This is a genomic window from Mycobacterium sp. NGS67 (assembly GCF_059812185.1).
The window spans coordinates 1-26,394 of sequence record NZ_JCALCF010000002.1 but is presented as its reverse complement, the minus strand read 5'-3'; the positions used below and the strand labels follow the sequence as shown (position 1 = coordinate 26,394).

26 protein-coding genes and 1 pseudogene are annotated in these 26,394 nt (G+C 65.8%); 8 read left to right on the top strand and 19 right to left on the bottom strand.

What is annotated here, in order from left to right:
• Positions 1–43 precede the first annotated feature (43 nt).
• From AC5Y4D_RS01665 to AC5Y4D_RS01655, 3 genes are all read right to left on the bottom strand, one after another.
• The gene (locus AC5Y4D_RS01665; RefSeq protein ID WP_499943713.1) at positions 44–1,186 is read right to left on the bottom strand and encodes a GGDEF domain-containing protein; all 1,143 of its coding nucleotides are present in this window, start codon (positions 1,184–1,186) and stop codon (positions 44–46) included.
• A gap of 78 nt (positions 1,187–1,264) precedes the next feature.
• Positions 1,265–1,711, bottom strand: coding sequence for an ATP-binding protein (locus AC5Y4D_RS01660; protein ID WP_499943712.1), 447 nt, complete (start codon positions 1,709–1,711; stop codon positions 1,265–1,267).
• A 73-nt stretch (positions 1,712–1,784) separates the two neighbouring features.
• Positions 1,785–3,254, bottom strand: coding sequence for an amidase (locus tag AC5Y4D_RS01655; protein WP_499943908.1), 1,470 nt, complete (start codon positions 3,252–3,254; stop codon positions 1,785–1,787).
• A gap of 110 nt (positions 3,255–3,364) precedes the next feature.
• Here AC5Y4D_RS01655 and AC5Y4D_RS01650 point away from each other — a divergent pair, with 110 nt between their 5' ends.
• Positions 3,365–3,535: a hypothetical protein gene (locus AC5Y4D_RS01650; protein ID WP_499943711.1), complete on the top strand. Its 171-nt coding sequence runs from the start codon at positions 3,365–3,367 to the stop codon at positions 3,533–3,535.
• A 25-nt stretch (positions 3,536–3,560) separates the two neighbouring features.
• On the opposite strand, the gene AC5Y4D_RS01645 is transcribed toward AC5Y4D_RS01650, so the two are convergent.
• The 5 genes from AC5Y4D_RS01645 to AC5Y4D_RS01625 all read right to left on the bottom strand — a co-directional run bounded on the left by AC5Y4D_RS01645 (position 3,561) and on the right by AC5Y4D_RS01625 (position 8,289).
• Positions 3,561–4,538 (bottom strand): lysophospholipid acyltransferase family protein, encoded by a 978-nt coding sequence (locus AC5Y4D_RS01645; protein WP_499943710.1) that lies wholly within the window; start codon positions 4,536–4,538, stop codon positions 3,561–3,563.
• Positions 4,539–4,553: 15 nt separating this feature from the next.
• Positions 4,554–5,672, bottom strand: a complete 1,119-nt coding sequence (locus AC5Y4D_RS01640) for an acyl-CoA dehydrogenase family protein (protein ID WP_499943709.1) — start codon at positions 5,670–5,672, stop codon at positions 4,554–4,556.
• Positions 5,673–6,905 carry an acyl-CoA dehydrogenase family protein gene (locus tag AC5Y4D_RS01635; protein ID WP_499943708.1) on the bottom strand — a complete coding sequence of 411 codons (1,233 nt, stop codon included), beginning with the start codon at positions 6,903–6,905 and terminating at the stop codon, positions 5,673–5,675. It abuts the gene before it with no gap.
• Between the two features lie 62 nt (positions 6,906–6,967).
• Positions 6,968–7,702, bottom strand: coding sequence for an SDR family NAD(P)-dependent oxidoreductase (locus tag AC5Y4D_RS01630; RefSeq protein ID WP_500036178.1), 735 nt, complete (start codon positions 7,700–7,702; stop codon positions 6,968–6,970).
• The gene (locus AC5Y4D_RS01625; RefSeq protein ID WP_500036177.1) at positions 7,699–8,289 is read right to left on the bottom strand and encodes a TetR/AcrR family transcriptional regulator; all 591 of its coding nucleotides are present in this window, start codon (positions 8,287–8,289) and stop codon (positions 7,699–7,701) included. The genes AC5Y4D_RS01630 and AC5Y4D_RS01625 overlap by 4 nt, the downstream gene beginning before the upstream one ends.
• An 84-nt stretch (positions 8,290–8,373) precedes the next feature.
• On the opposite strand from AC5Y4D_RS01625, the gene AC5Y4D_RS01620 reads away from it, so the two are divergent.
• Positions 8,374–9,018, top strand: a complete 645-nt coding sequence (locus AC5Y4D_RS01620; RefSeq protein WP_500036176.1) for a hypothetical protein — start codon at positions 8,374–8,376, stop codon at positions 9,016–9,018.
• Between the two features lie 8 nt (positions 9,019–9,026).
• On the opposite strand, the gene AC5Y4D_RS01615 is transcribed toward AC5Y4D_RS01620, so the two are convergent.
• Complete coding sequence (locus AC5Y4D_RS01615; RefSeq protein WP_500036175.1) at positions 9,027–10,211, bottom strand: cytochrome P450; 1,185 nt, start codon at positions 10,209–10,211, stop codon at positions 9,027–9,029.
• Positions 10,212–10,218: 7 nt separating this feature from the next.
• Entirely contained in the window at positions 10,219–11,223 is a 1,005-nt protein-coding gene (locus tag AC5Y4D_RS01610; RefSeq protein WP_499943704.1) for a glycoside hydrolase family 6 protein, read from the bottom strand.
• Positions 11,224–11,442: 219 nt separating this feature from the next.
• Between AC5Y4D_RS01610 and AC5Y4D_RS01605 the strand changes: the two genes are divergently transcribed.
• On the top strand, positions 11,443–13,104 hold the full coding sequence (locus AC5Y4D_RS01605; protein WP_499943703.1) for a catalase: 1,662 nt from the start codon (positions 11,443–11,445) through the stop codon (positions 13,102–13,104).
• 1 nt (position 13,105) lies between these two features.
• Here AC5Y4D_RS01605 and AC5Y4D_RS01600 read toward each other — a convergent pair whose 3' ends face one another.
• Positions 13,106–13,591: an SRPBCC family protein gene (locus tag AC5Y4D_RS01600; protein ID WP_499943702.1), complete on the bottom strand. Its 486-nt coding sequence runs from the start codon at positions 13,589–13,591 to the stop codon at positions 13,106–13,108.
• A gap of 3 nt (positions 13,592–13,594) precedes the next feature.
• Entirely contained in the window at positions 13,595–13,933 is a 339-nt protein-coding gene (locus AC5Y4D_RS01595; RefSeq protein WP_499943701.1) for an ArsR/SmtB family transcription factor, read from the bottom strand.
• Between the two features lie 94 nt (positions 13,934–14,027).
• On the opposite strand from AC5Y4D_RS01595, the gene AC5Y4D_RS01590 reads away from it, so the two are divergent.
• Entirely contained in the window at positions 14,028–14,948 is a 921-nt protein-coding gene (locus tag AC5Y4D_RS01590; RefSeq protein ID WP_499943700.1) for an SDR family NAD(P)-dependent oxidoreductase, read from the top strand.
• Positions 14,949–14,955: 7 nt separating this feature from the next.
• On the opposite strand, the gene AC5Y4D_RS01585 is transcribed toward AC5Y4D_RS01590, so the two are convergent.
• Positions 14,956–15,771: an SDR family oxidoreductase gene (locus AC5Y4D_RS01585; RefSeq protein WP_499943699.1), complete on the bottom strand. Its 816-nt coding sequence runs from the start codon at positions 15,769–15,771 to the stop codon at positions 14,956–14,958.
• Between the two features lie 85 nt (positions 15,772–15,856).
• On the bottom strand, positions 15,857–16,528 hold the full coding sequence (locus AC5Y4D_RS01580) for an HD domain-containing protein (RefSeq protein ID WP_499943698.1): 672 nt from the start codon (positions 16,526–16,528) through the stop codon (positions 15,857–15,859).
• A 173-nt stretch (positions 16,529–16,701) separates the two neighbouring features.
• Between AC5Y4D_RS01580 and AC5Y4D_RS01575 the strand changes: the two genes are divergently transcribed.
• Positions 16,702–17,727: a fused (3R)-hydroxyacyl-ACP dehydratase subunits HadA/HadB gene (locus AC5Y4D_RS01575; RefSeq protein WP_499943697.1), complete on the top strand. Its 1,026-nt coding sequence runs from the start codon at positions 16,702–16,704 to the stop codon at positions 17,725–17,727.
• A gap of 190 nt (positions 17,728–17,917) precedes the next feature.
• On the top strand, positions 17,918–19,873 hold the full coding sequence (locus tag AC5Y4D_RS01570; protein WP_500036174.1) for an aconitate hydratase: 1,956 nt from the start codon (positions 17,918–17,920) through the stop codon (positions 19,871–19,873).
• 321 nt (positions 19,874–20,194) lie between these two features.
• On the opposite strand, the gene AC5Y4D_RS01565 is transcribed toward AC5Y4D_RS01570, so the two are convergent.
• From AC5Y4D_RS01565 to AC5Y4D_RS01550, 4 genes are all read right to left on the bottom strand, one after another.
• Complete coding sequence (locus AC5Y4D_RS01565; RefSeq protein WP_500036173.1) at positions 20,195–21,496, bottom strand: DUF2786 domain-containing protein; 1,302 nt, start codon at positions 21,494–21,496, stop codon at positions 20,195–20,197.
• Between the two features lie 118 nt (positions 21,497–21,614).
• A complete protein-coding gene (locus AC5Y4D_RS01560) occupies positions 21,615–22,331 on the bottom strand; it encodes a hypothetical protein (RefSeq protein ID WP_499943693.1) in 717 nt (238 codons plus the stop codon).
• A 536-nt stretch (positions 22,332–22,867) separates the two neighbouring features.
• Positions 22,868–23,395 carry a DUF488 domain-containing protein gene (locus tag AC5Y4D_RS01555; RefSeq protein WP_499943691.1) on the bottom strand — a complete coding sequence of 176 codons (528 nt, stop codon included), beginning with the start codon at positions 23,393–23,395 and terminating at the stop codon, positions 22,868–22,870.
• Between the two features lie 96 nt (positions 23,396–23,491).
• On the bottom strand, positions 23,492–23,890 hold the full coding sequence (locus AC5Y4D_RS01550) for an ArsI/CadI family heavy metal resistance metalloenzyme (RefSeq protein WP_499943690.1): 399 nt from the start codon (positions 23,888–23,890) through the stop codon (positions 23,492–23,494).
• A 103-nt stretch (positions 23,891–23,993) separates the two neighbouring features.
• Between AC5Y4D_RS01550 and AC5Y4D_RS01545 the strand changes: the two genes are divergently transcribed.
• Positions 23,994–24,353 (top strand): Rv2640c family ArsR-like transcriptional regulator, encoded by a 360-nt coding sequence (locus tag AC5Y4D_RS01545; RefSeq protein ID WP_499943689.1) that lies wholly within the window; start codon positions 23,994–23,996, stop codon positions 24,351–24,353.
• A gap of 324 nt (positions 24,354–24,677) precedes the next feature.
• Here AC5Y4D_RS01545 and AC5Y4D_RS01540 read toward each other — a convergent pair whose 3' ends face one another.
• Positions 24,678–25,409: a hypothetical protein gene (locus tag AC5Y4D_RS01540; RefSeq protein ID WP_500036298.1), complete on the bottom strand. Its 732-nt coding sequence runs from the start codon at positions 25,407–25,409 to the stop codon at positions 24,678–24,680.
• Between AC5Y4D_RS01540 and AC5Y4D_RS01535 the strand changes: the two are divergent.
• Positions 25,405–25,539: pseudogene (locus AC5Y4D_RS01535) on the top strand (integrase core domain-containing protein); the annotation flags it as partial. The gene AC5Y4D_RS01540 and the pseudogene AC5Y4D_RS01535 sit on opposite strands and share 5 nt — an antisense overlap.
• Positions 25,540–26,394: the final 855 nt, after the last annotated feature.

Sequence of the window (26,394 nt, the reverse complement as noted above, 5' to 3'; positions counted from 1 at the left end):
CACACGGGCGCGACGGCGACGGCTGCCGGTCCGGCCGGTCCAGTCAGCAGAGTCGATGGTGGTGACACCCGTTACCACCGAGACGTTTGGCCTGGTACATCGCCGCGTCGGAGGCGGTGATCAACTGGTCCAGCAACTCTTGATGCTCGCTGGGCGGAGCGTCGTCGAGCAAAATACATGCGGTGCCGATGCTGGCCGTGACCCCCGCGGTCGACGTCCCGATGGCCTTACACATCTGGCTGGCCAACGACTCGGCGTTGCAGTGCCCCGCGGTGCCGGCCACCAGGAACTCCTCGCCGCCACTTCGCGCCACCACCGTCTGGTCGTCGGCCGCGGCCAGCAACACTTGCGCGACCTGAACCAGCGCGTTGTCGCCGGCCGCGTGCCCGCGCCGGTCGTTGAGGCTCTTGAAGTTGTCCAGGTCGATGACCAACACCACCAGGTGCTCGTCGATGCCGCGCCGCGCGAGCATCATGCCCAGGGCATGGTGCTGGAACGCTCGTCTGTTGAGCAGACCCGTCAGCGGGTCACGGTCCGCGCGCAGCAAATCCCCCGCCAGGGCGCGGACCAGTATCCGGATGGCCAGTGGCAACGCGATGTTGACTTCCAGCACCAGCCACAGGTCCACCCCCGCGAGGTAGGGATGCCCGGACGCGGCCAGGCGGGCGGCCTGGAACGACGCCACGCCCGCCGCGATCGCGAAGTTGTACAGCACGAAAGCCGTCGTGTGGAAGAACGCGATGTATGCGCCGAAGGTGGCGAAGGCGATGCACCCGATCAATGCGGCGAGCGGATTGGGGTGGGCCAGACAGGCCAGGGCAACCGCGGTGTTGCACATCACCGCAAAGGCGATCGACAGGCCGCGGGTGGGCCAGCGCCAGACCCACAGCAAAGCACCCGCGACTCCGCCGGCGACAGCGATCCCGGTCATCGCGACGGGACCCGCCCCCCGAGGTCCGTCCGAGCCGGCCAGCAGCGCGATCAAGCACAACACCATCGACGACGCGATGAACGCCATCAGGGCACGGGTGGCGCCGCTCAGGCCCCGGGCCGCCAGGTAGCCGGACAGCCAGTCGAACTGGTCGCCCCGACGCCACCGGCTGAATGCCGCAGTTCCTGTTGCCTTAATTGCTTCCACCGAGATCGAAGTCGGGCCTGCGGCCCCGATGTACGGCTGCGCCGACATCGTCGAAAAAGATTATGGCTGATGCGGGGGTTTAGCTCGGCCGGGTGGTACGGCAACGCCGGCTGATCACAGGAGATTTCATCTGCCGCGGTGGGGCGGTGCGATGTAATGCATGCAAACAGTGGTCCCTTCGGGACGGACTTTGATGGTGCACTGCTCCGACAGTGCCTGCATCAAGGTGATCCCGCGCGAGGCTCGGGGGTCGACTCGCGACCGTGACGCGGGCCGGCGCCAGGTGCCGCGGTCGCTGACGCATATGTGCAGACTCCGCGCGGTCCGGTCGTAGCTGACCTGCAGTTCCATCGGTCCGACCCCATCTTGCGCGCGGTAGGCGTGTTCGACGCAGTTCGCCAGGGCCTCGTTGACGCTCAGCACGATGTCACCGACCTCTGGGGAGTCGTCCACCACCTCCTGCAGCCACCTCTGCAAATCGCGGCGGAACTTGCCCGCCGTCGAGGCGTCAGCAGCACCGGCCGAACTCATCTCGCAGACCTGGCCGACGGCCGTCCGTGACAACGAATTCATAAGTGGGGCATACCCCGTCGGCCGTGGACCTGAAACCCACGACGGGTCTCGCGGCCGCTACGAATGGATGTCGTTACAGCGGCGCGACCCGGTCGGTCCACGGGGCCGCCTGCTCGAGTTGGGCGGCCAGCTGGATCAGGAGCGATTCGCCACCCAGGGGCGCCACGAACTGCACACCGAGCGGCAGGCCGTCGGCGGTCCAGTGCAGCGGGAGTGAGATCGCCGGTCGGCCGGTGAGATTCGCCAGCTGCGTGTACGGCACCCAGCCGAGGTTCTTGTCCACCATGTCGTCGACGATGTTGGTGTAGCGCAGCAACCGGGCGCTGCGCGTCTTGATCAGGGCGTCGGCGCCGCGCTGCAGGACGACCGGTAAGTCGAACTCGCCGATCTGTGGCGGCGGCGTCGCCAACGTAGGCGTGAGCAGCAGGTCGTAGGAGTCGAAGAACTCGGTCAACCGGCGGACGTGGTCGTGGCGCCGTTGCACCGCGTCCACGTAGTCGACGCTGCGGGTCGCTCGACCGAGCGCAGCCATGATCAGGGTGTCGCGCTCGAACGACTCGTCCCCGGCGCCGGTCAAGCGCTTGGCGTCGTCGACTTCCCACGCGATGTTGACGAACCAGGTGAGCAGGAACTCGCGCGCCAGCGCGGCGTCGTCGTAGGGCGCCCGCGGCAGTTCGTCGACGAAGTGGCCGAGGTCGGTCAGCGTCCGCACCGCGCCTTCGACCGCCGCGAACGCTTCGGGATGCGGCTGGGGCTTGATCGCCGACGGCACGCGGACTCCGATGCGAAGCTTGCCGGGATCCGATCCCACGCACTCGGCAAAAGGCGCCGCGGGTATCGCGGGCAGGTACGGCCCCACCGGCTCGCCGCCGCTGATGACGTCCAGCATGGCGGCGGTGTCACGCACCGTGCGCGACACCACCCCCTGGACCGCCGCGCCGTGCATGAATTCGCTCGCCGCAGGTCCCACCGGGGTGAGCCCGCGACCCGGCTTCAGCCCGACCAGTCCACAGCATGCCGCTGGGATGCGGGTGGAACCGCCACCGTCATTGGCGCCTGCGCACGGCACGATGCCCGCGGCCACCGCCGCCGCCGATCCGCCCGAGGAACCGCCCGGCGTACGGTCCAGGTCCCAGGGGTTGCGTGCCGGCCCCCAGGCGACGGACTCGGTGATCGCCTTCGCACCGAACTCGGGCAGGTTGGTCTTGCCGAAGATCACCAACCCGGCGTCGATCCAGCGCTGCACCACCGTCGCGTGCTCGGCGGCCGGGGTGGACATCAACGAGCGGGACCCTTGCGAGGTGGGCAACCCCGCATAGTCCTGCGAGATGTCCTTGATCAGGAACGGGACACCGGCGAACGGGCCGCTGCGCCGGTCAGTGGGCGAGGCGGGGATGTCGCGCACGATGGCGTTGATCCGCGGGTTCACCACCGCCGCGCGGTCTCTGGCCAGCGTGAGCAACTCGGCGGCGGTGACCTGCCCATCGGCGACGAGCTTCGCCAGGCCGGTGGCGTCGTAGGTGCGGTACTCGTCGAAGTCCATGACCTGACCGTAGGTGTCGCCGGCGTCGCTATCCAGGTTCACCCGTTTCGGAATCCGCGGTTCTGGCGATCCTGGCGGGAGCATGGTGAGGATTCTCGAGGAGGTTTCGCGTGGACCAGCACACCGACGGCGACCCGGCGCCGGTGCCCAAGGACGCCAGAGAGACGACCGAAGCGCAGCGTGCAGAAGAGGCGCAGCTGGAGCATTCCGGCGGCGAGGACCCGGACGCGCCCGGACTGCAGCAGTCTGCCGACCGGATCGCCGACGAGAGCCGACGGTAGCGGCCGGCCGGTGCTGCGGACGGGGCTACCCGCCTTGACGTCGACTGCGTATGCCCATCGAGTCCGACACCAGCCCGCCGGGCATCACCCATTGCTGCGGCTCGCGCCGGATGAACTGGGCCATCGCGTCGGCGATGCGCTGCGAGGTCGCCGGCACCAGCTCCCGCAGCCGGGGGTCGTCGCGGGCGTACGGGCCGCCGGCGAAGATCGGCTGACCCAGCACCGGCTCGCGCAGATGTCCCTTCTGCAGGACCGTGCCGGGCACGATCGCCGCGCCGGTCCGCAAGGCCAGCAACGCCGGTCCGGCGCCGATCGTGCGCCGGGTCCCGGCCAGTTCGACTTCGACCCCTTTGCTCGTCTCGTCGCGGGAGCGGAAATAATCCCCGGCGATCACCACGACCCGGCCGCGCCGGATCGCGGCTTCCAGTTCGGCGGTGAGACTTTCGCCCTTCTCGCGGTCGACGACCACCAATTCCAGGCCCGCCTTGTGCGCGCCGCGGGTGATCACCCACTGCATCAACCCCACCTGCCGGTTGGCCACGACGGTCACCGGCACACCGTTGATCGCCAGCACGACCGGCAACGCCGCGTAGGAACCCAGATGCGGGAAAGCAACGATCACCCCGACATTTGTCTGCCGCCCCACCTCGAGCGCGACGGCGATGGGTCCCGGGTCCGCCAAATGGAAGCGCCGCAGCACAGCCGCGTGGGATGCGGTGACGAACCAGATTCCGTCGCTGGCGTTGCGGACCACCGCGCGGTACATCGCCTGGACGGGCCGCCACTTCCGTGACGAGAACTGCGCTGTCGGGTCGACGTTGTCGCGAAAGTCCTGCAGCACCTGCTGGTGCAGGCCGTGGCCCTTCCAATAGATGAGGCGGGCCGCCACGGTGGACACCGCATCCGACAGCCAGCCCGGCAGCAGTCGGTAGCAGGTCGAGACCAGCAGCGTCAGTTGCCTGCCGACCAACGAGACCCGTTGCCGGCGGCTAGGTTCTGACATCCGGCCGGTCCAGTCCTAGGTCCTCGTCAGTTCCGCGTACCGCGCGACGTGCTGGTCGGTGGTTCCGAACTCGTACTGAATCGCGGTGAGCCGCTTGAAGTAATGGCCGATCGCCAGCTCTTCGGTCATCCCCATCCCGCCGTGCAGCTGCACGGCCTGCTGACCGATGAACCGCGCGGCGCGGCCGACGGTGGCTTTGGCGGCCGACACCGCGCGGGCGCGCGTCGGCTCGTCTTCGTCGAGTTTGAGGATCGCCAGATACACCGCGGCGACCGACTGTTCGAGTTCCATGTACATGTCCACCATGCGGTGCTGCAGCACTTGGAAGCTGCCGATCGGCTGACCGAACTGCTGGCGCTGCTTGCAGTATTCGACGGTGTCCGCCAACACTTTCCGCATGAGGCCGACGGCCTCGGAGCAGATCGCCGCGGCGCCTTCGTCGCGCGCGCGACGCAGCGACGGCCCCGCCCCACCCGGCTCGCCGAGTAACGCCTCCGGGCCGAGCCGCACGTTGTCGAACGTGATGTCGGCGGCCCGCCGGTCGTCGATGGTGCGATAGGGGTGCATCTCGAGGCCCGCTGCGTCGATCTCGGTGAGCAACAACGAGATTCCGTCTTCGGTGTCCGCGGTGACCAACAGGTGGGTGGCCAGCGGCGCGCCCACCGCCATCATCTTCTGACCGTTCAGCACCCAGCCGTCGCCGTCGCGTTCGGCTCGCGTCGAGACGTCCTGCCGGTGATCGGCGGACACCGGTTCGGCATCGGCCAAGGCCACCAGCGCCGAACCGTCGATGATCTTCTCCAACAACGCGGTCGCGGCCGGACCACCGGCACGGTGCAACAGTCCGCCCGCCACCACCACGGTGTCGACGTACGGTTCGATCACCAGCGCATGCCCCAGCTGCTCGGTGATGACCATGAGTTCGGTTGGGCCGCCGCCGATTCCACCGACTTCTTCCGGGAATGTGGCACCGAGGATGCCCAGCTCGGTCGCGAACCCGCGCCAGATGTCCGGCTGCCAGCCGGCACCGGTCTTGGCGGCCGCACGGCTCTTGTCCAGGTCGTAGCGGACGGACAGGAACTTGCCCAGCCCGTCCCGTAGCAGTTCTTGCTCTTCGGTGAGATTGAAGTCCATCTACAGCCCCAGTGCCGCCTTGGCGAGGATATTGCGTTGAATCTCGTTGCTGCCGGCGTAGATTGAGCCGGCCCGGTCGTTGAAGTAGCGCAGTGGCGCCACCGCCTGCCACGGCTCACCGGCGGCGTATCCGTCCGCGGGCGGCACGAATTCGGCGATCCGGCCTCCGGGTGCGGTCACGTGCGGCTGGTAGGCGCGGCCCCACGGTCCGGCCGCCTCCAGTGCCAGTTCGGTGAGGGCCTGGCTGAGTTCGGTGCCCAGGATCTTCAGCATCGACGACGCCGCACCGGGATTGCGGCCCTGCGCCACCGCGGCCAGCACCCGATACTCCAGGATCTCCAACACCTCGGCCCGGATTCGCGCGTCCGCCAACTTATTTGCGAAGGCCGGATCGTCGGCCAGCGCTCCGCCGGCCGGCCCGGGCTGGCGTTGGGCTGCCGTGCCGATTTCCTCCGCCATCACCTGCAGGCCCGGCGCCACCGCGCCGCCACCGCGCTCGAACTCCAACAGGTACTTGGCGACCGTCCAGCCCTGGTCGATCTCGCCGAGCACGTTGGACTTGGGCACCCGCACCTCGTCGAAGAACACCTGGTTCTGTACCTCTTCTCCCGACGTCATCACCAGGGGCCGAATCTCGATCCCTGGCGAGGTCATGTCGATGAGGACGAAGGTGATGCCCTGTTGCTTCTTCTGGGAGCGGGTCGTGCGCACCAGGGCGAACATCCAATTCGCTTCTGTGGCATGGGTTGTCCAGATCTTGCTGCCGGTGCACACCAGGTCGTCGCCGTCGGAGGTGGCGGCCATCGTCAGTGCGGCGAGGTCGGATCCGGCCTCCGGCTCGGAGTAGCCCTGGCAGAAGAACACCTCGCCGGTCAGGATCCGCGGCAGGAAATAGTCCTTCTGCGCGTCGGTGCCGTAGCGGATGATCGCGTGTGCGACCATCCGAATCCCCATCGGCGACAAGGACGGGGCGCCCGCCAGCATCGATTCCCGGGTGAAGATGTAGTGCTGGGTCAGGCTCCAATCGCAGCCGCCGTGTTCGACCGGCCAGGCCGGTGCCGCCCAGCCGCGCTCGTGCAGAATCGCCTGCCACGCCATGCTCGCCTCGTGGTCGGCGTACACACTGGTCATCAGCCGCCCGGCGCGCCGCAGCTCGGGAGTGAGCTTCTGGGTCAGGAAATCCCGGACCTCGTCACGGAAGTCCAGCTCGTCCTTCGACCACTGCAAATCCATGGGTTACCGGCCTAGCGTCGTCGCAAGCGAATTGTCGGCGCGAGTCTAGCCCAGCTCGCGGATCAGCCGGCACCCTTGCCGTTGTCGACTCGATAGACCGCGCCGTGGACGGCCGCCGCGTCGTCGCTGGCGAGGAAGGCGATCACGCGGGCGACGTCATCGGGCTGCATCATCCCGCGCGGCGCGGCCGAGCGCATGATCAGGTCGTAGTTCGGGTCCTCGGGCGCACTGAATCGCTCGATCTGCGGGGTCATCATGCCGCCGGGGCATACGGCGTTGACGCGCAACCGATCCGCGGTGTACTCGACGGCCAGCGCCCGGGTCAGACCGATCAATCCGTGTTTGGCCGAGCAGTAACCGGCGGAATAGGCCTGGCCTTCGACGCCGGCTATGGAGGCCACGTTGACGATATTGCCGCCGCGGGCCAGCAGGTGTGGCAGCGCGGCCCGGCACAGGTAGAACGGGCCGTTGAGGTTGACCGCGAGGTCTTGGGCCCAGTCGTCGTCGCTCATCGACTCGGTGCGGCGCATCTGGTGCCGGCCGGCGATGTTGACCAGCACGTCGAGTCCGCCGAATTCCGCGACGCATTGTTCGACGGCCCCGCGGCAGGCCTGCGGTTCGGTCACGTCGACGACGGCGTACGCGCCTGCGTCGGCGAACACTTCGCTGAGCCGGTCTTCGTCACGCGCAATTCCGAAAACCTTTGCGCCGCGCCGGGAGAACAGCCGCGCCGTTTCCGCACCCAACCCGGACGACGCGCCGGTCACTAGCACGATCTTGTTTTCGAACGATGTCATGAATTGCCTTTCGACGTAGCTTGCGGTGAGACGAACGGAACCAGCACATCGTCGACGAGGCGGACGATCAACTCGTCGTCGATCGGGTCCCCGGTCACCAGCAGACGGTGCCACAGCACGCTCTGACCGAGCTCGCGGGCAATCTCGACGGGCACGTCGGCGCGCACGTCGCCGCGGGCGATCCCGCGGGCCAACAGCTCGCTCATCTCCTTCTTGCGCCAGCCGATCACGTCGGTGCGGAAGGCCTCGGCTAGTTCGGCATCGTGTGTCGTCGCACCGATCGCGGCCCGGATGACGCCGGCGCGCGGACCGGTGAACAGCTGTGCCCACCCGCGCAGGATCGCCAGCATGTCCTGCCGGTAACTGCCGGTGTCCTCGTGCGGGATCGCGGTGACGGCGATGCGCAGCAGGGTGTCGCGCACCAGCGCCCGACCGTCCGGCCAGCGGCGGTAGAGCACCGGCTTGCTGGTGCCGGCGGCCGCGGCGACGGCTTCCATCGTGACGCCCGCCGCACCGTGCTCGGCGACGAGTTGCAACACCGCGTCTCTGATGGCCGCATCCAGTTCCGCGCCGTGGCGTCGTGGCATCCAACGTCCTTTCGAGAAACGGTTGCGTTTCTTAGCTGGCCGACGTACGGTCTGGAGAAACGTTACCGTATCTTGGAGGTCGACATGCAGGCTCGTCCCGTTCTGTATCCGCTGCGCTCGGTCGACACCGCGACGGTGCGCATCACCACTTTCGCCCATCATCGCCGCCGCGTCACGATCGACCATCGCGTGCTCGATGGCGTCACTCCCGCGGGGCTGCTGGACTGGTTCACTCACCTCGGCGGGACCATGTCATACGGCGGCGAGCTCGTCGACCGGTATCTGGCCTGGCATCCGATCGATCACATTCGATGGGAACTGGCGAAACCGGCACCGGGTGGCGGCGCTGCGGAGGGGGCGCGCTTCCGCATCGTCGAGGCCTTCGGTGGCCGCCCGGAGTTCAAGGTCGACGTCGTCGACCGCGTGGAGAAGCTGGACGAGACGGGCATCCGCCTGGTGAGCCGAATCGCCGGGGCCATCGTCTTTCAACTCGAGCACACCTGGTCGGCGGGCGCGGACGGCGCGCACTACGTGACGGTGCTGGACGTCGGGGCGCGCACACCGCTGTTCGCCCCGATCAACCGCCTGCTCTACCGCCGGTTTCCCGACCACATGCTGCATGCCTGGGTCCGGCACAACATCGAAGAGGTGGGCCAGCTCGAATACCTACTGCCGCAACTCCGGATACCACTGGAGGGAGTCGTACCGGTGGGCAACGTCAGCCAGTGAGGCGTGATTCACGCTGTCGGCGAGAAGACGACCGGCAGCGATTCCAGGCCGCTGACGAAGTTGGCCGGGCGCAGCGGCAGCTGGGCGCCGTCGGCCAGGGTCAAATCCGGCATCCGCCGCAACACCGTGCCCACCATGGTGGACAGTTCCAGCCGGGCGAGCTGGTTACCCAGACAGAAGTGGGTCCCGAAGCCGAATGCCAAGTGGTTGTTGGGGTTTCGGCGGATGTCGAACTCCTCGGGATCGGCGAACACCGCCTCGTCGAAGTTGGCCGACTCGAACAGCAGCATGATCTTCTCCCCGGCATGAAGATCGGTGCCGTGAAAGACGTTGTCGGCGGTCAAGGTTCGGCACATGTTCTTCACCGGCGACGTCCAGCGCAGCATCTCCTCGATCGCCGAGCCGAGCAGACCCGGCTCGCCACGCAGCGCCGCCCACTGCTCGGGCCGCTGGATCAGGGCGGCGACCCCACCGGACAGGGTGTGCCGGGTGGTCTCGTCACCCCCGATGAGAATGAGCAGGGTCTCGGCGGTGATCTCGTCGTCGGAAAGCCGGCGCCCGTCGATCTCGGCGGCCACCAGAACACTCACCAGATCGTCGCCGGGATTTCTGCGGCGCTGCCCGATCAGGTCCTGCATGTGCTGGTTGTAGGCGCCCAGGGACGCCATCGATCGTGTCAGCAGTTCGGGGGAAGCCGTGGAGCTCAGCGCGACGACCATGTCGTCGGACCACGCCAGGAACATGTCGCGCTCCTCGGGCAGTACACCGAGCATGTCGCCGATCACCGCCATCGGCAGCGGCGCGGCGATGTCGGCCACGAAATCGCACTCACCTCGTTCGCAGACCGCGTCGACCAGCGCCTCACACAGCGAACGAATCGAATCTGCATGTGCAGCAACACGTTTGCGGGTGAAGCCGGTGTTGACGAGTTTGCGTCGCAGCAAATGGGCGGGGTCGTCCATGTCGATCATGTGCAGCAGCGGCGGAGTGGCGGGCCGGATGCCGCCGGCATTGGAGAACAGGCCCGGATCTCGTTCCGCATCGATCACAGCCCGGTAGCTGGCGGCGGCGGCGAGCCCGTTGCGATCCCGGAAGACCGGCCGGTGGGTGCGCATCCAGCGGTAGGCCGCGTGCGCCTCGCCGCTCGAATAGAACCGCCCGTCGGTGAGGTCGACGTCGGGCGGTGTCAACACTGTCTGCTTACTGGCCGGCGTTTTGACCCAGCTCGATGGCGTAGGAACTCACGAAACGTCCGGCCGACGGCCCGCCGTTGCAGGATCCGTCGGACTCTCCCGGCCGCTTGATCCAGAGATAAGCATCGGCGTGCCCGCCGGCGGTGGCCGTGGTGGGCGGGGTGCCCAGCGCCCGGCCACTGGGGTTGCACCAGCTCAGCGCGGAGTCGGGTGCGGGTCCGGCACCGTTGCGTCCGGTGTCGATCACGTAGTGCGCGCCGCCCGTCATCCCGGAAATGGCTTCGCCGTAGCCGGTTTCTTCATCGGTGGTGAAGAAGTTGGACACGTTCAGGCTGAAGCCGCGCGCGTGGCCGACGCCCGCGGCGTTGAGCCGGTTGGCCATTTCCTCCGCGCTCACCCAGCGCGAGTGCCCGCCGTCGACGTACACGGCGGCGTTCGGATCACGGGTCAGCGTGTCGACGGCGTAACGGACCAGGTTGTAGCGCTCTTGGCGCTGGTCACCGGACAGGCAGTCCGCCATGGCGAGCGCGTCGGGTTCGACGATGATCGCCACCGGCGAGGCGCCGAGGCCAGAGGAGATCGAGTCGATCCACGCGCTGTAGTCCGCTCCCGAGGAGAAGCCGCCGGAGGCGTAGCTGCCGCAGTCGCGGTGCGGGATTCCGTACAGGGTGATGATCGGCATGCTCCCGGCGGCCTGCGCCGCACCGACGTAACTGGCGACCCGGCCGCCGACGGAGCCGGCCGGAAACGCCTGGTCGAGCCAGTACGACTGGGGGGTGTTGGCGATGGCGGTCAGCTGGGCGCTGGGTGGATTGGCCCCGCGCGCGGCGTTCATCGCCGCCGAACCCGGGTCGACATAGAAGGGCTGCCCGGCCAACGGGTTGCCCGCGTCGACCAGACGCATCGCTGGGGCGGAACCGCTCGGGGTAGCCGTGAAAGCTCCCGCGGCAACGGCCGCCACGGCCAGGCAAGGGACGATCGATCGCGCGACTGCACCAGCAGCTGAGAACATCACGAAAGCAAAATAGTGCCGAACCGTGATAATCGCCAGCGAATCGAGGTTCTAGCAGCCGTGCCCCTCACATCGCCGAGGTCGGGTACGACCATCGCGGCGCGGGTCGGCGTAGGTTGGGTGGCACGGAGCCCGCGCGAACCGCCTGGCGATGTTCTGAGTTTCAGCACGACAGCCAGGGGTAAGCCGTGCCGAGCCGCGAACAACCAGGAGTAGCGCATGACCGACGTTGCCGCTTTGCCGCCCGATCCCGACGACACCCGGGACATCCTCACCGACCGGCAAGGCCACCCGATCTACGACAATCAGAACCAGCGCACCATCGGTGCCCGCGGGCCGGCCACCCTGGAGAATTACCACTACCTGGAGAAGATCAGCCACTTCGACCGCGAACGCATACCGGAGCGGGTGGTGCACGCTCGAGGCTTCGTCGCCTACGGCTACTTCGAAGCGACCGGAAAGTGGGGCGACGAGCCGATCGCGAACTACACCAGGGCCAAGCTATTCGCCGAACCGGGCAAGCGCACCGACCTGGCCATCCGGTTCTCCACCGTCATCGGGGGCCGCGACTCGTCGGAGGCGGCGCGCGACCCCCGCGGGTTCGCGGTCAAGTTCTACACCGAAGACGGCAACTGGGATCTGGTGGGCAACAACCTCGGCGTCTTCTTCATCCGCGACGCGGTGAAGTTCCCCGACGTCATCCATGCGCTCAAGCCGGATCCGGTCACCTTCCGACAGGAGCCCGCCCGCATCTTCGACTTCATGTCCCAGACCCCGGAGTCGATGCACATGCTGGTCAACCTGTTCTCTCCCCGCGGCATCCCGGCCAACTACCGCACCATGCAGGGCTTCGGCGTCAACACCTACCGGTGGGTCAACGCTGACGGGGAGTCGCGCCTGGTGAAGTACCACTGGATGCCCAAGATCGGCGTGCAGAGTCTGACCGAGGCGGACGCCGCGGCCATCCAGGGCCAGGACCTCGGCCACGCCAGCCGAGATCTCTACGAGGCCATCGAGAACGGCGACTTCCCGGAATGGCAGCTGCTCGTGCAGATCATGAGCGATGACGACCACCCCGAGTTGGACTTCGACCCGCTCGACGACACCAAAGTGTGGCCCGAGAACGAATTCCCACCGAAGCTGGTCGGCACGATGGTGCTCAACCGCAATGTCTCCAACTTCTTCAACGAAAACGAACAGTCCGCTTTCGGCACCGGGGTGCTGGTCGACGGGCTGGAGTTTTCCGACGACAAGATGCTGGTCGGGCGGACGTTCTCCTATTCCGACACCCAGCGTTACCGGGTGGGTGCGAACTATCTGCAACTGCCGGTGAACCAGCCCAAGCACGCCAAGGTGGCGACCAATCAGCAGGGCGGACAGATGCAGTACGGCGTCGACAACAACGGCGCCAATCCGCACGTCAACTACGAGCCGTCCATCACCGGCGGCCTGCGGGAGGCCACCAGCCCCCTACCGGACGAGGTCGGTCCCGAGATCCGCGGGCGGTTGACCAAGAAGCGGATTCCGCGGACCGACGACTACACCCAGGCCGGACAGCGTTATCAGCTGATGGAGCAGTGGGAGAAGGACGACCTGGTGCTCAACCTGGTCGACGGCATCTCCGAGGCGGTGCGCGAGGTCCAGGAGCGCATGGTCTGGCACTTCCTGATGTGCGACGACGAGCTCGGCACCCGGGTCGGCGAGGGGCTGGGCATCACCCCGGACGACGTGCGGCATCTGGAGCCGTTGAGGTCCCAGACGCTGTCGGAGGACGAAGAGCAGCGTCGGGCCAACCTCGGCAAGAACGGACCGCGCGACGTCGCAGGGCTGACGATGACGCACTGCGTGCCCAACAAGCACGTCGCCGCGGCACAGTCCTAGGTCAGGCGGCGAGCAGGTCGTCGATCTGGTTGATCGCCGCCGACGCGCCCTCGACCACGCCCATGTCCAGCACCTGCTGAAGCGCCTCGGCGGATGCGTACGTGCTGACGAATACCGCGCGGGTGCCGCCGTTGTGCTCGGTGAAGGTGTAGACGTTGCGGGAGACCGGCAGCTCGGGGTTGGGGTTGAGGTCCGAGTCGGCGAAGCCGTCGACGAAGGAGAAGCTGGTCGGCTCGTCGACCGCCGTGACCTCCCAGTACCCGGCGTGCTTGTCGCCCTCCGGCCCGGTCATGTAATACGTGACGCGACCACCGGGCGTGAGGTCGTGATCGACCACAGTCGCCGGATAGGTCGGCGGCCCCCACACTTTCTCCAGTTGACGCGGGTCGGCGTAGATCTGCCAGATCCGCTGCACCGGGGCCGCGAAGTCGGCGGTGATGGTCAGGGTCAAGTTGTCGAGGTCTTGTTGGACGTCGGTCACGGGCATGGTTCAGTCCTCCTTCGGGTCCGATGAGATGAGTTCGTCGATACTCGCGACGCGATGCCGCCAGATCTGTTCCAGCTCGGTGAGCATCGAGGCCACCGACCGCACCGCTGTCACGTCACCGCTGGCCAGCTGCTCGCGACCGGTGCGTCGCTTGGTGAGCAGGCCGGCCCTCTCCAGCACGGCGACGTGTTTTTGGACCGCGGCGAAGCTCATCTCGTAATTCACCGCGAGCGCAGAAACCGAGTGCTCCCCGGTCAGTACCCGGCGCATGATGTCGCGCCGGGTCCGGTCGGCGAGCGCGTGGAACAAGGCGTCAGCCCTGTCCTCGATGTCCACGGTCACGAGTCCAAACATACAACCAATCGGTTGTATGTTGTCAACCCCTCGCCCTTCTGTAGTCCGGCATAGACCCGCCGGTTGTGGGTATGCGGGACGGATGAGCGAATCTCCTTCTGTCGCAGGCAGCACCGTGGTGATCACCGGGGCGTCCAGTGGTTTCGGTCGCGGCACGGCTTTGGAGCTGGCCCGGCGGGGCGCGAAAGTCGTTGTGGCAGCACGCCGTCAGCATGTCCTCGACGAGCTCGCCGCCGAGATCGAGGCGGCCGGTGGGACGGCCGTCGCGGTTCCGACCGACGTCAGCGAAGCCGGTGACATAGCCAAACTCGCCGCTGTGACGCTGGAACGGTTCGGTGGCTTCGACGTCTGGATCAACAACGTCGGCGTCGGGGCGCTCGGATTGTTCTGGGACATCCCCATCGAAGACCACGCCCGCCTCGTCGACGTGAACCTCAAGGGTCTGATCTATGGGACCCACGCCGCGTTGCTTCAGTTTCGCGCACAGGGCAAGGGCACCTTGATCAACATCGGTTCGGTGGACAGCGAAGTTCCGTTGGCCTACCAAAACACGTACGCCGCCACCAAGGCGGCGGTGCTGAGCCTCGGACGTTCGTTGACCGAGGAATTGCGACTCAACGGTGACACCGACATCAAGGTCGCCACCATCATGCCGTGGGCGGTGGACACACCGTGGTGGACGCACGCGGCGAACTACACCGGCCACGCACCGCGGATGGCGGCGATGGACGACCCGAAGATCGTCGTCGAAGCCATCGTGAAAGCCTGCACCGATCCGAAGGAACAACAACCCGTCGGGGTGAAAGCGCACGCCGCCAACATCTCTCACGAACTCTTCCCGGGCCTCACCGAGCGGATGTCCGGCAAGACCGCCAAGTCGGAGATCGAGAAGGCCGACCCGGTGCCGCGCAACTCCGGTTCCATCCACGAACCGATGGCCGAAGGCACCACGGTCGGCGGCGGGATTCGCGACCGGATGAAGCGCGAGGACAGCAGCGACTGACGAGCCGCTAGTGCCCGGAGAATTCGTCCATCGAGTTGTAGACGCCGACGCGGCGTAGGTAGAGGTCCCGCAGCCGGATCGGCAGCACCGCGGTCAGGACCTTGTTCATCTTCGACGTCCACGGCATCACGACGAACGGGTCACCGGCGAGCATCGCGGCCCAGGTGCGGTCGACGACGTCTTCCTGCTCGAGCATCGGCGTGAACAGGATGCCCTTCGCGCCGTCGAACATGCCGGTGTTGATGTAGGTCGGGCAGACAGTGGTGACCTTCACCTGGTCGTGGCCGGCCTGTTCCAGCTCGAGCCGTACCGAGTCGGAGAAGCCGATCGCCGCCCACTTGGAGGCCGAGTACGCGGCCATCCGGGGGATGGCGTTCAGACCCGCCGACGATGCGATGTTGACGACACGACATTGGATGTTGGACTCGATCATCGCCGGCAGGAACTCCCGCAGCACCCGCATGGGGCCGATGGAGTTGACTTCCATGGTCAGCGTGAAGTCGCGTGGTTCGTTCTCCCAGAAGTAGCCGTTGCCGCGCACGATGCCCGCGTTGTTGAACAGCACATGGATCGCGCCGACGTCGGTACGGACCCGTTCGGCAGCCTCGGCCACCCGATCCTGCGAGGTGACGTCGACGGTGTCGTAGTGGACCTTGCCCCCGGCCGCTTCCAATTCGGTCGCGGTCTCTTTGAGCGCCGCCTCGTTGGCGTCCCAGAGGACCACCGAAGCGGCGCTTTCCTTGACGGCATTGGTGGCAAAGAGTTTGCCGAGGCCCATCGCGGCCCCGGTGACCAGAACGTTGGTTCCCTTTACGGACTCCATCTGCTGAGCTCCTCTACGGCGTCGTGCGCGAAGCGATCGGATAGCTCTATATACCCCGTTCGCGCACCGCCGAAGAAGAATTTCGTCAGACGGTATTCGCGACGGCTCGGTCGGCCCAACCTGAGTCCGCCACCACATCGGTAAAGTCGATCCGCGGTCCGTTGTTGATCGACTCGTGCAGGTGCGCGGGGAACGAGAACGGGGGCGCTTTCCCCGGATTGGCCCGAACGTCCTCGGCGATGGCCCGGGCGATCGCATAACCCAGATCGAGGCGGGGCCATCCGGCCAGCACCCGATCGGTGAAACCGGTTGAGAGACGGTGCCTTTCCCTGCCGTCGATATCCAGCGAGATTCCGCGGTGCGCGGAGGACTGGACGGGGCCGAAGCGATGCGCCAGACCGACACTGGTGTGCAGCGCGATCGCTTGCCACACGGTGTCCAATCGGTCGTCGGGCAGCGCGTGCTCGCGGAGGAAACGCACGGCGGCATCGGCTCCCTCGACCTCGAAACGCTGATCACCCGCGCCGTAGGCGGTCACACCGAGGTCGTGCAGGATGCAGGCGAGGAAGAGCAGTTCCTCGTCGTAACCTGCGCCGCCGTCAGCGGCGGCCAATTCTCGCGCGAACAGGTAGCTGCGCACGCAATGATTGGCTAGATACGGCGGTGAGACGTCGTGCAGTAAGGCCATTGCGGCCGAACAGATTTCCGTGTCCGGGAATGCCCACTGGACGAGCTGGCCAGTGTTGAAGTCGCTCATCAGATCACCGTGCCGAACCTGCACGGATCTGTACCAGTGGGTTCATTGCCAGAATCCGCCGGGATCTGGACAGACTTACCGGGTCGGCGGGCGGCAAAGGGTGTCACCGTGCACTGCCTGGTAGGTGCCCGCGTTAGTGTGCTGGGGTCTGCCTCAGAGAAAAGTTGAATTTGATGACCACAGCAGAAGCGTCGGCGATCGAATCACGGGTCGGCCACTTCTACCAGATGGACAACACCTACCTGGTCGGCCGGGAGAAGGTACGCGAGTACGCCCGTGCCGTGCAGGACTATCACCCTGCACACTGGGACGTCGCTGCCGCCGCCGAGTTGGGATATCCGGACCTGGTGGCCCCGCTGACGTTCACGTCGGTGCCGGGCATGGCCTGTAACCGGCGCATGTTCGAATCCGTCGTCGTCGGCTACGACACCTATGTGCAGACCGAAGAGGTCTTCGAGCAGCACCGCCCCATCGTGGCCGGCGACGAACTCGTCGTCGATGTCGAACTGACGGCCGTGCGCAAAGTCGCCGGCCGAGAACTGATCACGGTGACCAACACCTTCACCGACCTCTCCGGCGAGCGGGTCCACACCCTGCACACCACCGTCGTCGGTGTCACGACCGAGGAGGTCGATCCCGCCGTCAAGGCCGCCGTGCAGAACGCGATGATGCACGACGTCAAGGTGATGGTGAACGAGGCTGACGACGCGTCCTACCGGAAGACCGTGCGTCCCGACGGCGAGATCCGGATTGCCGACGGAGGCGACCGCACCCCCGGGACGCCGTCCTTCGATGATCTGCAGGTGGGCGACGAGCTGCCCTTACAGACCGCCCATCTGTCCCGCGGGGACGTGGTGAACTATTCCGGCGTCGCCGGTGACGCCAACCCGATCCACTGGGACGAGAACCTCGCCAGGCTGGCCGGGCTGCCCGACGTGATCGCGCACGGGATGCTGACCATGGGTCTGGGTGCCGGATTCGCCTCAGCGTGGTCGGGTGACCCGGGAGCGGTCACCCGGTACGCGGTGCGGCTGTCGGCGCCCGCGATCGTGTCGGCCATCGAGGGCGCCGACATCGAATTCAGCGGCCGGGTCAAGTCGTTGAACCCGGAAACCCGCACCGGTGTCGTCATCGTCGGCGCGAAATCGGGCGGGCGGAAGATCTTCGGGTTGGCGACGCTGGACGTGCGCTTCCGCTGACCCGGCGGTAGCGCGTCTGCTGACGCAAATGTTCTTAGGCACAACAATATCGGGTTCGCGCGCGGACTGAATACGACAATCCGGGTTTCCGATGCAGCTGTCGGCAAGTTTCGCGCGGGCCAAACCGGGTTACGCACTGCATTGATGGCGGCACGGACAGGGTGCCCAGCATCGCAGAGAAAGTCCAACGATGACGGCCAACGTGACCGAGAAATTGATCGATTCGCATCTGGTCTCAGGTGAGCTGAAACCGGGTGAGGAGATCGCCATCCGGATCGACCAGACGCTGACCCAGGACGCGACGGGCACGCTGGTGATGCAGGAACTGGAAGCGCTCGACCTGGACCGCGCCCAAACCGAGGTCAGCGTGCAATACGTCGACCACAACTTGCTGCAGACCGACGAGAAGAACGCCGAGGACCACGAGTACTTGCGTACCGCCGCGCAGCATTTCGGCTTGTGGTTCTCCAAGGCGGGCAACGGGGTGTCGCACCCGACGCACATGCAGCGCTTCGGCATTCCCGGCAAGACGATGGTCGGCTCGGATTCGCACACGCCGGCGGCGGGCTCGCTCGGCATGCTGGCGATCGGGGTCGGCGGTTTGGAGGTGGCCGTCGCCATCGCGGGCAAGCCGCTGCATCTACGCATGCCCGAAGTGTGGGGCGTGCGGCTGGAAGGCGAACTGCCGCAATGGTGTTCGGCCAAAGACGTGATCCTGGAGATGTTGCGCCGCCATGACGTCAAGGGTGGGGTGAACCGCATCATCGAGTACTACGGGCCGGGATTGGCCAGTGTTACCGCGATGGACCGACACGTCATCGCCAATATGGGTGCCGAACTCGGCGCCACCACGTCGGTGTTTCCCAGCGACGACGCCATCCGGGACTTCCTGCGCGCCGAGGGCCGCGAGGATGACTGGGTCGAGCTACTGGCGGACGACGGCGCGGACTACGACGTCGACGAGACCATCGATCTTTCCGAACTCGAACCCTTGATCGCCAAACCATCGTCGCCCGGCAACGTGGTACCGGTACGGGAAGTAGCGGGCGAGCCGATCGGCCAGGTGGTGATCGGGTCGAGTGCCAACCCCGGCCTTCGTGACTTCGCGATCGCCGCGGCGATGGTCGACGGTCGTCAGACCTCACCCGAGGTCAGCTTCGACATCAACCCGACCTCGCGCCAGATTCTGGCCGACCTGATGTCCATGGGTGCGACGACCTCCCTGGTGATGGCCGGTGCCCGCATTCACCAGGCGGGGTGCATGGGCTGCATCGGAATGGGTCAGGCGCCGGCGACCGGACACAACTCGCTGCGCACCATGCCACGCAATTTCCCGGGCCGGTCGGGCACCAAGGAAGACAAAGTGTGGCTGTGCTCGCCCGAGACAGCCGCCGCTTCGGCGCTGACCGGAGTGATCACCGACCCGCGGGACTGGGCTCGCGACGAAGACGTGGAGTACCCGACGTTGAATCTCCCGGAGAACAGCAGCGTCAACACCGCGATGCTGGTGCCGCCGTTGGACCCTGACGAGGCGGCGGAGGTCGATCCGGTCAAGGGGCCCAACATTTCTGGGCTGCCCGACCTGGAGCCAATTCCCGACGAATTCGAGGCCCCGGTGCTGTTGAAGGTCGGTGACAACATTTCCACCGACGAAATTTCTCCCGCTGGCGCCCGCGCACTGCCGTTTCGGTCGAACATCCCGAAGCTCGCGACGTTCGCCTTCACCCAGGTCGACGAGTCCTACCCCGACCGCGCCCAGGAGACCGAGGAAACCGGCCACGTCATCGTCGGCGGCGACAACTACGGTCAGGGTTCCTCGCGCGAGCACGCGGCCATCGCGCTGCGCCACCTCGGGTTGCGGGTCGTCATCGCGAAGTCGTACGCCCGCATCCACTGGCAGAACCTCGCCAACTTCGGGGTATTGGCGTTGGAGTTCGCCCATCCTGACGACTACGACAGCATCGAGCAGGACGACACCTTGGCGTTCAGTGACCTTCGCGAGGCGCTGGACAGATCCGATCGCATTACCGTCAAGAACGTCACGCAGGACACGACAATTGAAGTGTGTCACCGGCTTTCGCCGCGACAAGTCGAATACATCCTGGCCGGCGGACTTATCCCGCAGTTGACGAAGGAAGACGACTGACCCCGCTGGAGCATTCGGACGAACCCTTGGCTTTGGGTGTGAACACTGGGCTTTGCCGGGGCAGCCTTGGCGGGATTTCGCGTCGTGGCCTCACGCCGAAAGCCGCTGCGTCACAATCAAATCCGACACCGAAATCGTGACGCAGCCAAACGTCTTACGCTGCCGCAGGAAACGGTGCTCTGCCGGTGAAGTCAAGGTTAGACCCAGAACACCGTTCCCCGGCGCGACCTCGTTCCGCGAAGGTGCGCTCGAGCCTCGCCTGGCCAGTGGCCAGGAAACCCCAGCGACACCGACGCCGTTGTCGGACATGCCTTAGTTTGGCTAGCCCGCTATCGATTCGCGCACGTCGAGCAATGCCATATCCGCCGCCGCGCGCCCGGCGCCCCAGCCGGCGCCGTTGGACGCTGCCACCGGATGCGGCCTCGTCGATGGGAACAGACGGGCGGTGAACTCCTCGACCTTTTGGCTGGTGGCCGCCAGAACGGGGAGCAGCCGACGATCTTGTTTGATCTCTTCGGTGACCGATGCGCTGGTGCTGTCGAGCCGTTCGCCGATGCGCTGGGCGTAGGCGACGAGGAACGAATGCCGAAACGACCGGGTTCGGGTCTGACCGTCGGCGCCGCTGCGTCGTCCAGCAGCGAGCATGGCTCGGTTGGCTTGCACCAACAGCGATGTGGTGAGTAGCTCGACCAGGTTGAGGTCGGTGTCGGAACCGACGACGGTGGCCAGTCCGAGATTCTCCACCCACACTGCGCGACAGCGGTTGGCTTGGCATACTGCGTGCACCAGCACCGCCTTGGCAGCGGCGTAGGGATTCTCGATCCAGATCCGTCGAGCACCCGCCACCGGCGCCCGGCCACGGTCGTGATCGGCGATCGCTTCATGTAGCGAGTGCCTGCTCATCAGTTCTTGCGCCTTGGCTGAGAGGGCTTCCGCTTCGTCGGGGAATCCCGTGGCCTCGGCCTTGGCCAGCAAAGCGCGCACCTTGGCGAGCGTCTTCTCGTCGACGTTGCTCACTGTCGATGGGATGTGTCTGTAGGCACCGGGTGGCGGCAACAGAACCGCGAGGGCAGGAAGTCTCCCGAGCAGAGTCAACACTGCCAGGACGGCGGTCAAAGCTGCATGGCGGTCGACGCCGTTCGCCGTTGCCCAGCGCCCCATCTGCGGTACCTGCGCTACGGGACCGACGACGGTTGCAATATCGGCGAGGTCCGACCGCCATTTCGGGTGCAGTGTCGCGACCGCGTACCGCTGGGACTCAACGACGATGGCCTCGTCGAGGTAGCGGGCGTCGGCTGACTGCAACTTGCGTCGGGCGATCTCGTGCAGGTCCGAGGGCAACCAGCCGTGCTCCCAGGCCGCTCTGATCGCCTCTTGCACGGCGAGCTCGGCCGCAATGTCGAGGTCACTTTCGGACGTCCCGTACTCGGCGAGAATGTCAGCGGCGTGCCGTGCCGCGTGGTCATCAGGACACGAAGCGGCCTGGCTCAAGGCCAAGACGAGGCGTTGAAGGAGTAGCACCCGGTCCGGACCCGGGGAAAAGCCAGCGCGTTCTCGTCCGGCTGCGCCCCGACGCCGGTTCTTCTGCTTGGCTGCCCGCTTCTCACGGTTGCGTCGACTCATGCTTGGAGTCTGCCCACGGGGTGTGACAACTTTCGGTTGCAGCGCCGTCGGCTAGAGCGGATGGCGGGTCACCCGCGAACTTCACCTTCAGCGGTGGTGAGCCAGTGAGCCGATCGGCTCACTCCTCGACGGCGTTTTGGTCCAGATTTCGATTCGAGGGCACCGTCGACCGCGGCGACCGTCGCCGCGGAATCCGGTCTGCGATGCCACTGAGTGAGTTGATCATCCTGTTGAGGGTGTCGACAGCAGACTCCAGGGTGTCAGCCGTGGGTGTCAACCTCTCCACCGCGGGCGCCAGCCGGCTCAGGATTTCAGCGGCTTCGGTGAATTGTTCGAGCGGTCCATCCTTTGCCAGCAGCTTGTCGATGACACCGTCCTGTGCGAACATCCGCTCGATAACGCCGTCCTCTGCGAATATCCGCTCGACCGGCCCGTCCTTGGCGAGCAGCCGATCTGCGAGCCCACCGGGCTCCAGGATCCGCTCCAGGGCGCTACCTTCGACGGATACCCGATCGAGAAGTCCGCCGGGTGCGGTCAACAGGTCGACAACTCCGCCCGCACGCATCAGCTTGTCCGCCGGCCCGCCGCGGGCCAGAGCGCGCCCCATCGCCCTGTCGCTTTCGGTGAATTCGGCAACTCGATTGGCGCCCACGATCGCGCCCCGCAGCGGAAATACGTCGGTAATCGAGTCTGCTGTCTTCGGGGCTTCCCCGCCCAAGGATTGCTTCACAGCCCCGAGCGCGATGGTCGCAGTGGCGAGTCCGGCGTCGGCCACCGCGACACCGGCCCGCGCCGGGGCCATCGCTACGCCGGCGATGAGTTTGCTGAGGTTCACCCGACAAGTGTATGGCGCGGGTGTCGTCTTCGGGGGCGACGGGACCAGCACGGCTGACAGTGGTCCGTCGACGCCTCCGCCATTCATCCACGCCGGAGCGCCAAATCGACTGCAAAATGTCATTTTTGGCTGCATCTACAGATACTGCTGGACGGGTTGTTGCGCACTGCCTCGCGCCCGTTGAATCGCGGGAGATCGCTACATGTTGCTCGTATCGCACTTCCAACGGCAACGGCACGAGACGTCCTGCGTCACATGACAAGTGCCCCACAGTGGTCCGAATGTGCGCGCTGCGTCGATTGGTTTGCTGGTCGGAGAAGGCGAACGAGAACTGTTCGCGCAGATTGGATTTCACGACCAGGCCGGTCGGATTTCGACACGCCACCACGGCACAGTGTCGTCGAGCAGACTCATTGCGCGGCCGACCTGAAGGGGGCCGACCCCGACCCTATTGCCGATGTCTCCGTAGGCCGTGCGGAGCCAAAAGGAAGGGTTTGGACGTCTTCCGGACATCATCGACGATGCTCACCTAGTCCTCAGCCAGCGGGCGGGTAGGTGAGGTGGCCGTCATCGACATGGGCGAAGTCGCTCAACGTCGCTCGGGTTGTGGTCGTTGCGGACATAATGTGGCGGACCTCGGCTCCAGCGACGATCAGCGCATCGGTGATCAGCCTGCGGTGACAGCGCCAAGGAACCGCCTCGCTGCACATGATCGCCGGACGTTGCTGGTCGCTGAGCTCGAGCAGCTCGCCCAGTCCATCGGCGAACTCGGTGGTTTGCATGTAATCGGCGTAGTCACGGAACGCCTTGACTCGCCACGCACCGTTCGGGCTTTCGACACCAGCCGGGGTATGACGCCGGCCACCCAGTTTCTGAATCCATCGGTAGCCAATGTCGGCCGGCATCTCCTCGATTATCGCCGCTTTGTTCCACTGCGGAAACTTCCGTGACGCCGGGTAGGAGCGCACATCGACCAGAACGGTGATCGCGGTGCCGCGCAACATGGCGATTACGTCCTCGAACGCGCGTGTTGAATGACCGATCGTCCAGACACGAGGGGCCATCTTGAAACCTTCCCTGCGGTCGTAGGCGATCCGAACGCATCGAGCATTTCCCCCGGGGCGACGGCGATCGCCGTGCCGTAGCAGCCCGCCAACGGATTATCGACGGTGTTGGGAGCTGATGCCGAAGGTGTCGGAGTCGGCGAGCACGGTGTAGATCTCCCACTTCTCCGCGCCAGGCCCGGTGACCCAGACCTTGTCCTGGGTGGCGAAGCAGCAGGTGGTGCCGAACTCTTCCTCGGTGAACATGCCGACGTCGGTTAGCCGGGCGATCTCGGTGTGCACGACGTCACTGGACTCGACCTCGACCCCGAGGTGATTCAGGGCGCCGCCCTGGCCGGGGTTCTCCAACAGGACCAGCTTCAGTGGCGGGTCGGCGATCGCGAAGTTGGCGTACCCCGGTTTGATCTTGGCGGGCTCGGCGTTGAACAGCTTGGAGTAGAACGTGATTGCCGCGTCGAGGTCATCGACGTTGAGTGCGAGCTGAACACGAGACATCGGAGCCACCCTCTAAGTTGTGAGACATATATCGAACTTGCTGATCCGTTCGACTGTGTCTACCTTTTTGATATATGTCAAGACAGAGTGACAGGATGGTGTGATGCCGAAAGCGTTGCCGGTGATCGATATGACCTCACCGGTGTGTTGTGCGCCGGTCGCGTCGGGCCCGATTAGTGATGCCGATGCGTTGCAGGTGGCGTTGCGGCTCAAGGCGCTGGCCGATCCGGTGCGAGTGAAGATCGTGTCGTATCTGTTCAGTTCCCCGGTGGGAGAAAAGATTTCCGGCGAATTAGCAGCCAGCCTGGATTTGAGTGAATCGACGGTCAGTCACCATCTGACCCAGCTGCGCAAAGCCGGGTTGGTGACCTCGGATCGTCGTGGCATGAACATGTTTCATCGGGTGCGTCCCGAAGCGCTGCAAGCTCTATGCACCGCCCTGGATCCGAACTGCTGCCGGTAGAGAGCCTCTCGAAAGGTTCTCGGCTGGGAGTTGGGCGGTGTGGTCTGCTGCGGAATGTTTGTGATGGCAAAACACGTCGTGACCTGCCGGGCAGGGATAGCATCGCGCCCGTTGGGCGGGTGAGTGGGGCAGTTCCTGGGGGTCTCCTGACGACCAGGCTGGTGATAATCCCTAGGGCGAAGAGTGGTGCACGGTGTCGGTGGCGCCGCCGAATTTACCAATGCTGACGACGGAGGCGAAGAACGCGAAGACTGGTCGGCGCGTCACTGGGCCTTTGGGTTCTTGCCCGAAACAGATCGTCGGATTTGTGCATTGGCCTCGTCGTTACGGAAGCTGACCGGGGTCTCCCCCCTCGCCTCCGTCGCCTCCTGCACCAGGACCGTGGTCCGGGGGTTCCCCAGGTCCGCCCGCAGTCCCGGGGTTGCCGGGGACGGTGACTGCACCGTTGGAGCTGGAGCCGCCGGCGCCACCGTTGCCCCCGTTGGCGCCGCTGCCGCTTGCGTCTAAGAACGGAAAGTCCGAGTCATAGCCATCGCCGCCTCCGCCCCCAACGCCGCCATCACCGCCGAATCCACCCTTGCCGGAAGTGCCATTACCGCCGTTGCCGCCGAAGCCACCGTGACCGCCGTCGCCGGCCGAACCACCCGCGTCCAAAACGCCGCCGCCGGGGCGGCCGTCACCGCCACGGCCGCCGTCACCGCCCAATGCCCCGGTGCCCCCATTGCCGCCGGAGCCGCCGATCCCGCCCGCGCCGCCGTCGGTGAAGGGAAAGCCACTACTGTCCCCGCCGCTCCCGGCTTCGCCGCCGTCGCCGCCCGCGCCGCCGTTCCCGTTGCGCACCGTTCCTGCGCCTCCGTCGCCGCCGTCGGCGCCTTGACCTCCCCAGCCGCCGCCGCCGCCGTTGCCAAACGAAGTCGTAGCCCCATTGGCGCCGGCTCCACCGGCGCCTCCCTTGCCGCCGTCTCCGCCAGTGCTACCCGCGCCGCCGAGCCCAGCCCGTCCGCCATTGCCACCGTCTCCACCCCGGTCGCCGTCGCTTGCTACGCCGGGGTCCAACGCCGCGCGCTCGGCGACCTACCAAGACTGGCTGCATCACTACAATCACCACCGACCCCACACCGGCATCGGAGGCAAGCCCCCCATCGAGCGCTTTCGCCGAGGCGGCGGATTTAGTTTCACCGGCTAACCAACTTGTTAAACAACTAGGGGTCGTTTGTTGATTTCCGTTGCATCTCGACACTTGTGTAGAGATGCACCGAAGATTGACAGGACACGCCTGTCTACTTTGACAAGACTCGGGCGTGTCGCGAGAGCTTGTTAATCTTCGTTGCAAAAGTGCAGATCAGGCCCACGTTTGATGGTTTTCCGATTGGCGTTGCCAAGGACCACATATGGGGCATCGAAGGTACGGATAGTCGGTGTCGGCCATCCTCAGGCACGCTAGGCACGGAGCGATTCTTATGACGGAGGGTGTGCGCAGCACTCGCCAATGAAAGCTAGACGCTAGTTGCCGCTGTCGCCGACGCTCGCCGAAGTCTCGCATAGGTAGGTGTAGCGGCCCCAGGCTGCGGTAGCAATGCGCATAGTGGCCGTCGCGCAGTTGATTATTTCGGCGCGGTCCCCTTGGTGGACGTATCGCTCGAAGCCGCCAGGGAGGCCAGCAACTTTCCTGCGGTTCCTCTGTGAAGCCCACGGTAACCCATGTGCCACTCCACTTAGCCGCATATACATGACCTCCAGTCGGGGGCTAGGGTACGTCTCCCCTAAGAACACCGATTGCGCTTGTGCTACAACGTCTTTCTCTTCGAAGCGGTTGCCTTGTCCTGACACTGAGTGAGCGAGCCTTGTCTCGACGCTTCTCAGCATCTTGTCACGCTCCTCGATTGCTTCGTCGAATTGCGTTAGCTCATAGCCTCTTAGGCGTGGACGCATGTCATCCCGATTCACCTCCAGGAACCACTTGTCGCGGCGTACGTCGCGTGCATGAATCATCAGAGCGTTCCATCTGCGCTGTTCGGCATCACCAATTACAAGCCAATGA